This is a genomic window from Lactiplantibacillus sp. ME-2, from assembly GCF_022549155.1.
Lineage (GTDB): Bacteria > Bacillota > Bacilli > Lactobacillales > Lactobacillaceae > Lactiplantibacillus > Lactiplantibacillus plantarum.
On sequence record NZ_JAKZEQ010000009.1, the window covers coordinates 1 to 15031 of the forward strand.

10 protein-coding genes and 1 pseudogene are annotated in these 15031 nt (G+C 45.5%); all 11 read right to left on the reverse strand.

Annotated features, from left to right (window positions below):
• Positions 1 to 100 precede the first annotated feature (100 nt).
• Complete coding sequence (locus MMY95_RS04765; RefSeq protein WP_053267428.1) at positions 101 to 364, reverse strand: hypothetical protein; 264 nt, start codon at positions 362 to 364, stop codon at positions 101 to 103.
• Between the two features lie 43 nt (positions 365 to 407).
• Positions 408 to 1325, reverse strand: a complete 918-nt coding sequence (locus MMY95_RS04770; RefSeq protein WP_053267427.1) for a hypothetical protein — start codon at positions 1323 to 1325, stop codon at positions 408 to 410.
• A gap of 620 nt (positions 1326 to 1945) precedes the next feature.
• Positions 1946 to 2179 carry an Imm74 family immunity protein gene (locus MMY95_RS04775; RefSeq protein WP_003646448.1) on the reverse strand — a complete coding sequence of 78 codons (234 nt, stop codon included), beginning with the start codon at positions 2177 to 2179 and terminating at the stop codon, positions 1946 to 1948.
• 5 nt (positions 2180 to 2184) lie between these two features.
• Positions 2185 to 3993, reverse strand: coding sequence for a pre-toxin TG domain-containing protein (locus tag MMY95_RS04780; protein ID WP_241277525.1), 1809 nt, complete (start codon positions 3991 to 3993; stop codon positions 2185 to 2187).
• Position 3994: 1 nt separating this feature from the next.
• Positions 3995 to 6430, reverse strand: a pseudogene (locus MMY95_RS04785) (MucBP domain-containing protein); the annotation flags it as partial.
• 107 nt (positions 6431 to 6537) lie between these two features.
• Positions 6538 to 7260, reverse strand: a complete 723-nt coding sequence (locus MMY95_RS04790) for an MIP/aquaporin family protein (RefSeq protein WP_003641945.1) — start codon at positions 7258 to 7260, stop codon at positions 6538 to 6540.
• A gap of 14 nt (positions 7261 to 7274) precedes the next feature.
• The gene (gene glpO / locus MMY95_RS04795) at positions 7275 to 9104 is read right to left on the reverse strand and encodes a type 1 glycerol-3-phosphate oxidase (RefSeq protein WP_003643774.1); all 1830 of its coding nucleotides are present in this window, start codon (positions 9102 to 9104) and stop codon (positions 7275 to 7277) included.
• A 14-nt stretch (positions 9105 to 9118) separates the two neighbouring features.
• A complete protein-coding gene (glpK, locus tag MMY95_RS04800; protein ID WP_003643773.1) occupies positions 9119 to 10636 on the reverse strand; it encodes a glycerol kinase GlpK in 1518 nt (505 codons plus the stop codon).
• 465 nt (positions 10637 to 11101) lie between these two features.
• On the reverse strand, positions 11102 to 12433 hold the full coding sequence (locus MMY95_RS04805) for an NAD(P)/FAD-dependent oxidoreductase (RefSeq protein ID WP_003646444.1): 1332 nt from the start codon (positions 12431 to 12433) through the stop codon (positions 11102 to 11104).
• A 77-nt stretch (positions 12434 to 12510) separates the two neighbouring features.
• On the reverse strand, positions 12511 to 13482 hold the full coding sequence (locus MMY95_RS04810; RefSeq protein ID WP_003641941.1) for an ABC transporter ATP-binding protein: 972 nt from the start codon (positions 13480 to 13482) through the stop codon (positions 12511 to 12513).
• Positions 13483 to 15009, reverse strand: a complete 1527-nt coding sequence (locus MMY95_RS04815) for an ABC transporter permease/substrate-binding protein (protein WP_241277526.1) — start codon at positions 15007 to 15009, stop codon at positions 13483 to 13485.
• Positions 15010 to 15031 lie beyond the last annotated feature (22 nt).

Consider the following 15031-nt stretch of genomic DNA (forward strand, 5'->3'; position numbering starts at 1 on the left):
GTGCCGCCTAGGAAAGACAAGCAAATATTTACTTTAACTTTTGGGGTACACCTCACCTTGTCGAATATCGGTTATTTTATTTTTATCTGACTAATCCATATTACTTATTAGTCCGGTACTTCCCCCAAGCAAATAAACCATAGTAAGCCAAACTGAATAACAAGCTACCGACTAATGACGATACTAACCCATGTGTCGTATTTTGTGTCGTCACAGCTAAAACTGTCCGAACGACAAAGTAAGCTATTGGAATGATAGTGCCAACAAAATTAGATTGATTCCTTTTTCCCAGTAAATAACTCCAGTATCCCAAACCTAGGGTAACCGCCAACAAAAATAATCCAATAACCACAATAACTAGCACTAACTTACCCTCCAAAATGATTGTCTTTTAATGACATTGATACTTACTCCATTACTTGATGAACTGCCGTTAACCAATTCTGCCAAACCTCAGTCTGAACACGTTGGCTGTGTGGCAGATAAACTGTCTTCCAGATTTCATAGCTTAACTTACGCAGAGATTGCGCATGCAAAGCATTGTCCGAAAAAAAGATTTCATAGTAATCTTTTGCCATCACCAGTACAGTCAAGCTACTAGCCTTACGCTCGATTTCAGCACGTTCCGAAAATTTTCTACACCATTTTTCGTATCTTATATTGGATCCGTCAACCTTCGAATACTGCTGTAAATAGTTCCCTAACTCGCTATCACTAGTAACTTGATAATAATGCCGCATAAAAGCTAGCTGTACCTGAAATGATTGTTCAACAGTTAACATCTCAGGGGAGTCTTCCATTGGAATCTCCGGGCGTGGCGCTGGCAAAACCTGAGCGATTGGAAATTGATTTTTCCGAAAGCCCTTGTTATCCGGATTAGGCAAGGACTGCCCCTTTTCAAGAAAGGGCGATTCATTAACTGGAACAACATTAGGATTCGTAATCCAATTAACTGCCGCAACCCAATTTTTCCATACGGGCTCTTGATTTCGTTGGGCTTCTGTCATCTCGCAAATCATTCGGATATTATACGTCAAATTTCGAGATAATGGTGTCGTTTCTGCAACATCCGGTAAATATTCATTCACAAACTGCTTGACTGCTTGAAAACTCTCAAACATAGTGTGATCTTCGTTGCTCACGTCGCTAAAGAACGCGTGCCAGTCTTCCGCAATTGCTTGATCAAACAATTCACCATCGTCGCTCCATAACGTGACGCTCCCCAATAAACTTCCGAGACTATCATCTTTACTTGCCCAATAGTAGGACTCTAAAAACTCAGACATTGAGAAGTAGTTTTCCTTTTCACTTAATCTTTTTGTCAAGGTAACTTCACTCCATTCTTGATATACCAAGAAACTTTATGCATTCCATCTTTCATAACAGGAACTGGTCGACTATTAATACCACCATCAGTTATTTTACCATCGCGGACCCTAAGCAAAGTATCATCGTGTCCCCGTGACCAAGTTGTAACCGGTAGCGGCATCTTTCCCCGTGATCATGGTATAAATATCATTATACCTAACTAGATCCGTTAGACATGAAATGATACCTTGATTAATACTGGTAACAGTCTAAAAGTCCAGAACGCGTAATTTCATCAACGTTCTGGATCTTCAACCGAACTATTTTGTTTGCTTCTGCTTCTACAAGAAGCGGAAGAAAATGAGAAAAATGACTCTTCTAATCCATAAAACACTATAAAGAAAGTCAGTTTGTTGGTGCCCGAGGAACTCACTAAATAGCTAGCACTTTAACTTGTTCCTCGAGCCTTTTCAGCATAACATGCCTATCGTTTGCTTTAGCATTTGAATCTGTTCTTTAAAATCTTTTCTACTTCGCCCTCAAAATCTAGCAAAATAGCGTATTAAAAACCTAATTCCTTCGTTAAAAGTTGTTTTACCTCACAGAATTAACCGATTACTCTAATTCTAATACTTTTTTATTCAAATGAAATTTGTACTGTGTTTTCATTTGTATTCTGTTTTACCTGTTGAATAATTTCTTGTACTTCAGCTTCGGAAAGCTTTTCATCTTCATGTGGCGGTTCCCAATTCTTCATAGAATCTTTGAATACAACAAATTGACCTCCCACTAACATTTCTCCCTCTGCCTTCACCGCATACTCATTCTCCAAATCAAATTTCACATGTGAACTACTACCTGTAATTTTCATTTAACTTACTTCCTCTCAAAAATTATTTTTTCAATTCCTGTTTTAGGATCAATCGTTGTTATTTTCGTTACTTTAGGATTATTTTTTAATCTAGGTAGCTCAACGTTTTCCCAAATATTCCCTTTTCTCAACTCTGAACCAACTACCGCACGAACTTCACCAGAAACTTGTTCTGCATACGAACCAGAAGCCAAATCCCAAGCTTTCATTGACTCAGGTTTATTAAAGTCCCATTCTGGCATTTTAATATTTTTATTTCCTATTGTTGATTCTAAAGTAACGCCACCTTTACTTTTAGCTACATCAGCCGCTATGTCAGCTCCACCAACGCCATCTGTTCTACCAGACCAAAAGAATGCAGTATCTGGCTCTGTTTTTAATTTGGGATGAATTTCGTCAATATTAAACCCTTTAGCCCCACTGGCTTTCTTAGCCTTATGGTCCTTTTTTACCTTATTCTTAGCCCTTCGTTTTGCAGTCTTAGCTTTAGCACCCTTACGCTTGCCCGGCTTCTTTTTAGTACCGCCCTTTTTCCGTGCATACGAAGCTTTCCTAGCCTTGCCCGCAGCTTTTTTCTTGTTATATCGCTTCTGCTGCTTCTTGGTCGTTTTATGCTTCGTGCCATGGGAAGTCTTTTTGGGCTTTGCCTGTTGATGCTTAGCTTTTTTGGCAGTCTTGACCTTTTTAGCTTTACGAGCCTTCTCAGCTGCCTTTTTCGCAGTCTTTTTGGCGGGCTTTCGTTTAGCTAGTTTCTCGGCCGCTCGCTTTGTCGCCAGTTTAGTTGCTCGGGCGGCCCGTTTGATCCGGCCACCATTCTTCGCAACTTTCTCGGCCTTCTTAGCAGTTGCCAGAACCTTCGCGGCCTTTGCTAACTTAGCGACTTTCGAGACAGGCACAAAGTTCAAGGCTGTCCAAGCCGCTCCTACCAACCGCGAGCGCTTCTTACCGGTAGCGGCATCTTTTCCCGTAATCATGGTATAAATATCATTATACCCAACTAGATCCGTCAAAAGCGAAATGATGCCTTTACTGATACCGGTCTTACGACTAAGCGTGGCAATTACAGCACTACCTTTGGATGCATGCTTTTTCGAAGATTTTTTCTTGTTAGACTTGCCGTGCTTCTTAGATGATTTCTTCTTACTGGATTTACCATGCTTCTTGGAAGATTTCTTCTTATTGGACTTGCCGTGCTTCTTGGAAGATTTCTTCTTGTGCGACTTGCCATGTTTCTTGGAAGACTTTTTCTTATTGGACTTGCCGTGCTTCTTAGAAGACTTCTTCTTGTGCGACTTGCCGTGTTTCTTGGAAGACTTTTTCTTATTGGACTTGCCGTGCTTCTTCGAAGACTTCTTCTTATTGGACTTGCCGTGCTTCTTCGAAGATTTTTTCTTGTGCGACTTGCCATGCTTCTTAGAAGACTTCTTCTTGTGCGGCTTCTTATGTTTCTTGGCCGCTTTCTTCTTGTGTGACTTCTTGTGTGACTTCTTGTGCGACTTCTTATGTTTCTTAGCGGCCTTCTTCTTATGCGCCTTTTTATGACGCTTTGGCGTTTTTTTCTTATGCCTTACCGCAACTTTCCGCCGATGCGGTGCTTTACGGTGGACGACTCTGCGCTTAGCTTTGCGATGTGCACGATGAGACTTCTTGGCGTGACCACTAGCGCTATGTCGCACCTTATGCTTCCGAGTGTGGGTCACACCACGGCGATGTGCGGAGACTGTGTCGACCGAGCTGGAAAAAGCCGTGAAAACTAGAACAAACACCATTAGGCCAATGAGGATTTTTTTAAGAACCTGGCGTAATTTTATCATATTAGTCACGCCCTCGTTTCTTAATAACCATCGTAATCGCTACAGTGAGTAGCAACAAACCCACTCCTAGCCAGACCAACCAGGTTGCGACCGCGGAGTTCGTTTTAGGCAAAATTTGGTTCAAGATTGGATGTTGCTTCTTGAACGCCGATTGTTGCTTATCACGACTTGCCGCTACAGCACTTGCTGAGGTTACACTTGGAACTGACGCACTTGCCGTCGTAGCCCGCGACTGCCGTGGCGCTGTAGAACTGGTAGCGGCTGCGACAGTTGCTCGGTTAGCCTTGGTCGTTGGCGTGGATGAAGCCTGCTTCGTATTAGCTTTAGTTGGTACTGACGATTGACTAGTGACCGTGCTAGAGCTTACTGCTTGACTGCTACCATTAACACTGTTCGACTGAGTTTGGCTGGAACGAGCTGCGGCCTGTTTATCCGCGTCAGCCGAATCACTGGTCGTACTTGAGCCTGATGAACTTTCTGGATGACTACTTTCACCCGAGCTAGTTGAATGACTTGATTGGCTCGCATCACTGGTACTTGCCGAACTAGTCGAATGGTCGACTGCACTTGATGCTGTACGGCTACTATCACTACTATTAGTGTTCGATTCACTAGCAGCACTCTCAGAGCTGGTCGTCGCACTACTTGCTGGTGCCGCAGTCACATCATTGTTTTCAGCTGCCCACGCATAACCTGAACCCAATGTATAGGCCATTCCTTTATCACCATCATAAGTATCTAGGTAAAAACCGTCACCATCGGCCCCACCATCAACTTCTACAGTTGTATCTGGCGACACATAGAGATTTTGTTCCCCTTGATCAGCCTTCAGCGTTCCTTCATATAATAGTTTGCCATTTTGAGTCAGACGCGCCCGGGTATTCGTGGCTTGCGCAAGGGGCGTCGCCGCGCTGCTTGGATTATTGTTCGGCGAAACACCTTCATCATTACTGAATACCGGATCATTGACTGGCACGCCTTCCTCAAAAGAAGCATCCTCACCCAAGACAACTGGCGTCGAATTGGGTTCTGCAATCAATGCTTGTACTGCTGCACTCGTATCACTATTGAGACTGCTCGAAGTTTGAGCGCTGCCTAGTGCACTACTTGTGTTTTGATCCTCAGTAAATGGTGACTTGAAACCCAGCCCACTGCCAGTAGTTGTTCCAGTGGTCGTATCACCGGTATTGGTTGTTTCACCGTCAGTAGTTTGACTAGTGCTTGATGCCACACTACTATCCGTCTTTGAATCAGCACTTGCACTAGTACCCGACTGGCTTGTAGCCTCAGTGTCACCTTGACTATTCGCTGAACTTGCATCGACACTACTGGACGCGTTCGTTGCGTTGGTCGAACTACCAGCAGTTGATTCATTAGTCCCAGTTTGGTCAGTCGCTGTCGTACTTGTCGACTGATTACTACCAGACTGACTAGTATCAGTCGTTGTCTTGGACTCAGTCGTTGCTGCTTGACTCGGATTAATTTCTTTTTGTGCGGTAACTTTCAACCCATTCAATAATCCTAAGTCGTATTGTTCGCCAGTCACCATTGATTTCAACCCGTCAACCGTGTTGGTCTGCTGGCTCTTAGTGCCATTCGCGTTAGTCACCGTGGTCACTGTCTTGAGCTGACCACTTTTATCAAAAGTCGTGACCGTTTGCTCTGCGCCTAACACTCTAGTCGCAGTCACTTGGCCTTGATCATCAACCTTAAAAGTGACAGTCTCATTCTTAGATAATTCAAACGTATACTTCGAATTATAATCAAAGACTAAGCTGTTATCTTGGGTACCGTTCGTATCACTAGCCGCAATCGCAACTTGAGCCGCATCCTGATTATATTTGACCGTAAAACCACTATCGTTGGCATAAATCTGCGAGACAGAACGGACATTATGCTTCGTATCTTGTCGTACTAAAACACTACTTTGATTACCAACGTCAACCCACTGCCCAGTAGTTGGTTGGTAATAATAATTGACCGTTGTTGGCTTTTCCGTTACCGTTCCCTGGGCATTCGTCGGTAAGCGATCAGTATCAACTGTGTACAAATCTTCGAAATCAGTTGCCTCGGTCGTGTAAGTATCACCATATAGACCAGTGACATCCAATTCGTCCAGCTTCTGCCCATCCGTTAACAAGTAATTGACATGAATGTTGTATGGCAACGGATCATAATACATCACGGCTTCTTTGGTAGTCTTACTAGCAGTGCCACGGGTATGTTCATCCAATGTGGCATTACGCTTATATCCAGTTATCGTTTTGACCTGCTTAGTAACATCATAAGCTTTCCCGTAACCAACTTTGACTGTTTCATCAGGAGCAACTTTATCAGTAGAATCGGTCATGTAATGATGTACCGTGATGGTCGCTTGATTGTCAATGGTATTGGTGACGGTATTCGACGTCTTAGTCTGCTTATCTATTGCCGTTTTACTCAGTTAATGAAAGCATGAATTTCAACCATTACTCACAAATAAAACCGTGAGGACCGTTGTCAATTCCAACAGTCCTCACGGTTTATATCAAATCAGTCATAAAATTATGGCAATACATTAAACAACAGTGCGCCTAACGCGCCACCAACCAATGGTCCAGCGATTGGCACCCAACTGTAGGCCCAATCAGAAGTTCCTTTATTGGCGATGGGCAATACCGCGTGCGCAATGCGGGGACCTAAATCCCGGGCCGGGTTAATTGCATACCCGGTCGTTCCACCCAGAGACAGCCCGATAGCGATAATCAGAATTCCGACAACAATCGGGTTCAATCCCGCCGTAAATTGGCCTTTCGTGAAGGCTAACAAGCCAAAGACTAGGACGAACGTTCCAATCACTTCACTGATAAAGTTCCAGAAATATCGCCGGATACCAGGACCGGTTGCAAAAATGCCGAGAATCGCGCCAGCATCCTTAGTTGCTTGCCAGTGTGGGTAGTAGTGCAACCAAACCACGAGGCCACCAATCACCCCACCAGCAATCTGAGCCGCACTATATGGAATCACGTAGGCCCATGGGAACTTACCGGCCACTGCCATTCCTAGTGAGACCGCTGGATTAAGATGTGCGGGGCTCATAAAGCTGGACGCATAGACGCCCATCGTGACTGCAAATCCCCAACCTAAGGTAATCGCGACCCAGCCCGCATTTTGCGCTTTGGATTTATTGAGCGTTACCCCAGCTACAACCCCATCACCTAACAGAATCAAGATAAAGGTCCCGAGAAATTCCCCCAACAATTGTAGTGCTAATGGATCTTTCATCATGACCACCCCATTCCTTAGCCCTGCTTCAGTGCTGTTAAGTCCGATTCAGCAATCGTCTGATTCAATAATTCGGTTTGTGCTTTGACCGTTGCAGCATCCCAACCAAGGTAATCGGCCATTGTCGCTATGACGCCATCCTTTAAGCCATCCAGCGTATCTCGCATGAATAACAAGTGATTAGTGCGCCGCAGCAAGTAGTCGACTGGCGTCAGGGTCATTTCTTCATCCAAAGCATAACGTAAGCTAATCGTTTCGGCTAAACTCAGACCATGCGTCGGTTCAACTTTACCAATCAAACTAAAGACCCGCGCAGCATTGGAACCGTACATATTTGCAATCCGCAACGCTTCATCATTCGTCAAACCATTATCCGTCCCTTGTTTAGCATAAAATGCAATCGTTGCATCCACGTTGTGCGGATCAATATCGCCACCAGAAACGGGGAGGTTCTTCGAATTGATTTCATTAAAGTGGGCATCATACTTATCTGCTAAAATCTTGGCAATCAGCGCCATGGCACCCGCAGCCATTTTACGGTAATCAGTAATCTTCCCACCAGCAAGGGTCAACAGCCCGTCTGGACTACTAGTCAACGAACTACCGCGTGACACCGCTGACGGACTGAGTTTGTCCTCTGCCAAGGAAGTTTCCAAGTCATTCAGGACACTTTCGACATCTTCACGACTGGCTTCCTGACTTTCAAACTGATCAACAACCTTGATAACTTCCTTGAAGCTCTTATCACTGATTTTCCCTGAATTACCACCGTTATAATCGGAACTACCGTTAGCGGCAATCAGTGGCCGCAATCCGGCCCAACTAGCCTCAATATCATCTAAGGTGATTTTAGCAGTTGGAAAGCGACGGTTGACGATTTCCAACAAGTAGTCAACATCTTCTTGCGTAACGGTCGGGTGTTTCAGATCACCATGATAATCCGTATCAGTCGTTCCGAAATACGTCTTGTTTTCACGTGGCACCACGAAGATCATCCGGCCATCTTGATCACCAGAATCAAAATAGGTTGGTTGTGGCACTGGGAGTTTCTCAGCGTCAACGACTAAATGTACACCCTTGGTTGGCCGCATCTGGGATTGATACTTTTCAGTATGGTCCATCTTACGAATCGTGTCTGACCATGGACCGGTCGTATTGATGACGATTCGGGCATGAATCTCGAACGATGCACCAGTCAATAAGTCTTCAGCGGTGATACCATTGATCCGGCCATCATCATCATGTAAGAGGCCGGTCGCCTTCACATGACTTGCCATAATCCCACCATTTTCGTGAGCCTTCTTAATGTTTTCAATCACTAGGCGCGCATCATTATTCCGAAAATCAAGGTAAACACCGCCACCAACTAAATGTTTAGGGTTCAGCTGTGGTTCCCGTTGTAAGACTTCCTCGCGTGAAAGGGTATAATTGGTGAATTTAGGATCTTTAACTTCGGCGAGCTTATCATACAGATCCATCGCCACTTTGACAGAAAAGAGGTCGAAGGTCGCTCCCGTCTCATCATAAATCGGCAATAACATTGGGTCGGGCTTAGGAATGTGTGGCGCAATCCCCTGGACAACCGCCCGTTCTTTAACGGTATCGGCAACTACCCCCACGTCAAACGTCTTTAAGTAGCGAATGCCCCCATGGACCAGTTTCGTCGACCGTGATGAAGTCCCTTCTGCAAAGTCTTGCATATCGATCAACCCGGTCTTCATGTTCATTGCAGTTGATTGAATGGCGACACCGGCACCGGTAATCCCACCACCGATAACGAGTAAATCTAACGTTTCATTTTGTAAGCGTTCAATATTTTGTTGACGCGTCGTTGCTGAAAATGCCATGTTGTTGTCCTCCTCTATTTTCCTGCGTGGTATGGGGTGTGCTTAAAGACTTGGGTCGCTTTGACCGCTGCCTGCCATCCCTCGTATAAGTTCGTCCGTTCAGCTGGCCCCATCTCAGGGTCAAAACTCGTGCCGGGCTTATACGACGCTTTTAATTCTTCCAAATCCTGCCAATAACCAACGCTAAGCCCGGCTAAGAAGGCAGCACCAAGCGCTGTCGTTTCCAGATTAGCAGCCCGCATAATTTGCGTATCCAAGATATCCGCCTGAAATTGCATCAACCAGTCATTACGAGCAGCGCCACCGTCAACTTTTAATACTGGAATCTCAATACCGGAATCTTTCTTCATTGTTTCAACCACGTCCCGCGTTTGGTAAGCCAATGCTTGCAAGGTTGCTTTAATAAAATCTTCACGAGTCGTGCCACGCGTCAAGCCAAAGACTGAGCCACGTGCTTCAGAGTCCCAATATGGTGCCCCTAAACCAGTAAAGGCCGGAACCACATAGACTTCATTTTCATTATGCGATTCGCGCGCCGCCCGTTCAGAATCAGGAGCGCTTTCAACCAGGCGAATCCCATCACGCAACCACTGAATCGCTGAACCGGCAACGAAAATTGACCCTTCCAAGGCGTAGTACACTTTACCGTTGATGCCGTAACCGATCGTGGTCAATAGGTTATTATCGGATAATTGGGGTTTTTCACCGGTGTTCATCACGATAAAAGCCCCAGTCCCGTAAGTATTCTTCACGGTTCCCGGTTCAAACGCCAGTTGACCAAACAAGGCCGCTTGTTGATCACCAGCCATCCCACTAATTGGAACTTCCGACCCAAAGAAATGGTAGTCCTTGGTCTTGCCATAAACTTCAGAATTAGTGCGAACTTCTGGCAACATCGCCGCTGGAATATTTAATAATTGCAAAATCTGGTCGTCCCACTTCAAATCATGAATATTGAAGAGCATCGTCCGACTGGCATTGGAATAATCCGTCACGTGGGTGGCCCCACCGGTAAGTTTCCATAGGAGCCACGTATCGATCGTTCCAAAGAGTAATTCACCCTTTTCAGCTCGTTCTTGGGCCCCCTTCACGTGGTCTAAGATCCAGCGAATTTTAGTTGCCGAGAAGTAAGCGTCTGTGACGAGTCCCGTATGTTGATGAATCAAATCACCATAGCCATCTTTAACCAGCTTCTCAGCAATCGGCGCGGTTTGCCGTGATTGCCACACGATTGCGTTATAGATTGGCAAGCCAGTTTGCTTGTCCCAAACGATGGTTGTTTCCCGTTGATTCGTAATTCCAATACCACTAATTTGAGCGGGTTTGATTCCCGATTCAATGAAGGCATTCGCAATAGTAGACAAGACAGCATTCCAGATTTCATTGGCATTATGTTCGACCCAGCCCGGCTGCGGGAAATATTGTGGAAATTCCCGTTGTGAGTCGGCCACTTTATGGCCCGCATGGTCAAAGATAATGGCGCGGGTACTGGTTGTCCCTTCGTCAATTGCCATAATGTACTTGTCGGTCATGGTGTGTCACTCCTTAGTCATAACAGTTTTATGAAAACGCTATCATAATTGATGATTGAATCATACCATGTCGCGACCGTTTTGTGAATAGATTTGCATAAATTAAATTTTGCACAATTGAATTTACTTTAAAACTAGTTTGTACTATGTCACAGTTCGATACTGCCATAGCAAGCATCGTAGCATTTAAGCGATCGCTTCTAGTTCTATAAAATAATTAATTTACTAACATTAGTGCCACCGCGACGAGCTACAATTTTGACATTTTTTCACAGTACTTACACGCCAAGATAGTCGCACAACGAAAATGACGACCGTCTGTTTGCGACATCATTTGGCCTTCGTATTCCACTCCAAACGCCGGTCAAACAAAAAAAGAGTGGCCGGTCATTCCTGGTCACTCCGTTAGTGCTGACATATTCAGTTAAGCTGAATAGCTGGACTTTGATTTAATTCAACCACACATTAATACAAATATTGTAAGTCACTAGCCGGCGTTGGGTAAGCCAATACCAACCGTTGTAAATCTGGTAAAGTCACGTGTTTTTCAATTAACAACGTGAAGTAGTTAATCATCTCGTCGGCAACATCACTTAGAAGGGTAGCACCCACAACCTGCCCACTCGCTTTAGCAACCACTACTTTAGCTTGGGCTTGTTGTGCGCCAAAGCGGTAATAAGTGAACCACTTCGTCATATCAAGTGTATTGACACGATACTCATCTGGATGCTCAGTCGCCACGGCCGCGCTGATCCCGACTTGCGCTAACTTGGGCGCTGCAAAAACCTGCGTTGGCACAACGGGATACTTTATGGCTGCGCCGGGATGCGTCAACTCACCGACCAGATAACGCGCTTCAAAACCTGCAACTGGCGTTAACTTCGGTACCGGTGTATCGCTGACATCCCCAATGGCATAAATGTGCGGGTTGGCCGTCTGCAAATGATCGTTGACTTGAATCCCATGCCGATCAAAGGTAACGCCCACGTTGGCTAGACCTAACTGGTCCGCGTTCGGAATCCGTCCCGCTGAGCTGATGACCAGATCCGTTGTCAGCTCGAAATTATCAGCTGTCAATTGTAGACCGGTCGCCGTTTTAGTAATTGCTTGGACATCCGTATTCAAGTCAAACGTGATTCCATCAGCCGTCATTGCGGCCATCAAATCCTTAACCAAATCTGCATCAAAAGCTTTTAACGGGCGGTCATTATGATGAATCACGTGCACATCAGCGCCAGCGGCATTCGCAATCGTCGCCAATTCAAAGCCTACGTAGCCACCACCTACAAATGTCACGCGTTTAGGCATCTGGTCCAAATCTAAGAAGTCAGTGCTCGTCTTAAAGTATTCGTGCCCGGTAATCGGTAGAATCGCCGGACGCTGACCAGTGGCAATCACGTAATCAGTCGCACTGACTACTCGATCCCCGACCGCTAACTGATTGTCGGATTGAAAGTGTGCTTGGCCATGTAACGTCGCAATATCTTGCCCCGTTAGTCCGTTCAACGTCCCATCGTTGATGCCATCCGTATAGCCTCGTTTATGCGCCATCAGTGCTGGCCAATCAATTTTGGGCGCGCCAATCAGGCCCTGCCCTTGTAAATGTTGCGCCGCTTGTCGCGCTTCGACGGCGCTTAACAGGATTTTCTTAGGGTCACAACCGCGGTTAGGACAAGTGCCGCCCCACAGATCCGCTTCAACGATCAACACTGTCTTGCCCTGGGCCTTTAATCCGCTAGCCATGGCATTGCCGGCTGGTCCGCCACCAATCACAACAACATCGTACTGTTCCGCCATTCGAAATTCCTCCTTAAATTCATTAGCGACCATCAATTATCACAACCTAGTGTAACTGATTCATCCTTAATTGACGATTAAGATACTTCTTCATGTTGACTCAAGTAAGCCACGATTCGTTGGCGATCCAAATAGCCAACAACCCGATTTTCTTCCGTGACCGCCACATAATCGTGATCTGTCAATGCCGTAAAGGCGGTGCGTAACGTGGCTTGAACGTCTAACGATTGAATCCGACCACTCGCAACACTGGGTTCTTCTGTGAGATAACCCTGAATAAGCCCTACACGCCCAACGTAGACATCATAGACATTTTTAGCTCGGCTCGCGCCAAAGAAGTTCCGCACAAAGTCGTTCACTGGATGCTGAGCCAGAGCAGCCGGCGTATCGACTTGTATTAACTGACCGTGTTGCATGACACCGATCCGATCACCCAACTTCAACGCCTCATTCATATCATGCGTCACGAAGACGATCGTGTTGTGATAGCGGGCGTGTAGCCGTAAGACCAAGTCTTGCAATTGTTGCCGCGAGATGGGGTCTAACGCACTAAATGGTTCATCCATCAAAACAATATCTGGTTGCGCCGCAATCGCCCGTAAGATACCGATGCGTTGCTGCTCACCACCGGATAATTCTGACGGCATCCGGTCACGGTATTCCTTTGGATCGAGGCCAACTTCCGCCAATAGCTCATCAATCGTTTGATTAATTTCCTTCTTAGCTGTCCCTTTCATTTCTGGAATCACGGCGATATTTTGCGCCACCGTCATCGTTGGGAACAAGGCAATTTGCTGTAAGACATACCCCATTTGCCACCGTAGACTTCGGACTGGTATCGTGGTTGTATCAGTACCATTAACTAGGATTTTACCAGCCGTCAGTGGCTCTAAGCAGTTGATCATTTTAAGTGACGTCGTTTTGCCACTCCCAGAAGTCCCTACCAAAACAAATAGCTCACCCTGGTCAATCGTTAAATTAAGGTCGGGAATCACGGTCTGCCCATTAAAGTCTTTCTGGACGTGTTGAAATTCAATTGCCGTTGTCATTTAACGTCCCTCCTTCAATAAGCCGTGCTTCACAAGATAGCGATTTGCAACCGTCGAAGCGGACTGCTTCTTAACATTGACTTCATAGTTCATTTCTTGCATATCAGTTTCTGAAATCTTTCCTGCTAACTTATTCAACGCTTTAACGACCTTAGGATGTTTGTTGGCAAAGTTCGTCTTCATCAACGGTGCCCCTTGATACGTTGGGAAGAAGTGCTTGTTATCCTTCAATAAGGCCAAGTGATACTGCCGTAATTCACTATCCGTCGCATAGGCATCTACCAAGTTGATTTTCCCCTTACTGATGGCTTCATAGCGTAGCGCCGGCTCCATCGACTTGGCAGTCACGTCTAACCCATAAGTCTTCTTGATTCCTTTTAAGCCATCATTACGATCAATAAACTCTAGGGTCATTCCGGGTTTCAGAATCGATTCAACTTGCGTTAAGTCGCTGATTGTCTTCAAATGATGTTCTTGTTGAAATTTCTTAGTCACTGCCAATGCGTACGTATTGTTATACTGCATCGGCTTCAAGTAAGTCATTTGTTCCTGTTTAGCGAGGCGCTGTTTGGCGAGCTGATAGGTCTGATTAGCTGTTTGACCAGCTGGGTTATTTCCCTTAACTAAGGTCTCCAGCACCGAGCCAGTAAATTCAGGATAAATATCAACCTGATTATTCTTTAACGCGCTGAATAAGAACGTGGTCTTGCCAAAGTTAGGCTTGAGCGTCACATGAACATGCTCATCTTCAGCTTCAATCAGCTGCTTATACATATTAATCAAGATTTCTGGTTCGGAACCGAGTTTACCTGCAATCGTAATTGTTTCAACTCGATTGGCATAAACACTATAAGCCCCGCCACCACCTAGTAAAGCTAAAATACCGACAAAGACGATTAAGGCGTGGCGTGGTTTAGCCGTTTGAAACCACCGAACGAGCGCACTCAGCAGAATTGCTAACAATGCTGATGAGATAGCCCCAATCAATAATAACGAGGTATCATTACGGTCAATACCGAGCATGATAAAGGTCCCGAGACCCCCAGCACCAATCAAAGCGGCCAAAGTAGCCGTCCCAATAATTAAGACGAGCGCGGTCCGAATCCCAGCAATGATCTGTGGTAGGGCAATGGGTAGTTCAACTTTAAACAACTTACGCATTCGTGACATCCCAAAGGCATCGGCGGCCTCTTCAATTGAGGCGTCAATTTCTGAGATACCCAAATAAGTATTTTGAAAAATTGGCAGTAAAGCATAGATCACCAGCGCAATTACTGCTGGCACCGTTCCAATCCCAACTAACGGAATCAATAACCCTAACAGTGCCAAAGACGGAATCGTCTGTAAGACACTCGTGAGCTGTAATAATCCCTCGGCCCACCGTGGTCGTCGAACGACCCAAATAGCCAACGGAATCGCAATTACCATTGCGATGACTAATGATGCTAATGAAATCCCCAAGTGTTGCCATAGCGCAGTCAGCAAATCCCCGCGTCGATCTATAAACGTCTGTATTAATGTCTGCATGCTAACCTCCAGTGCTCACCTT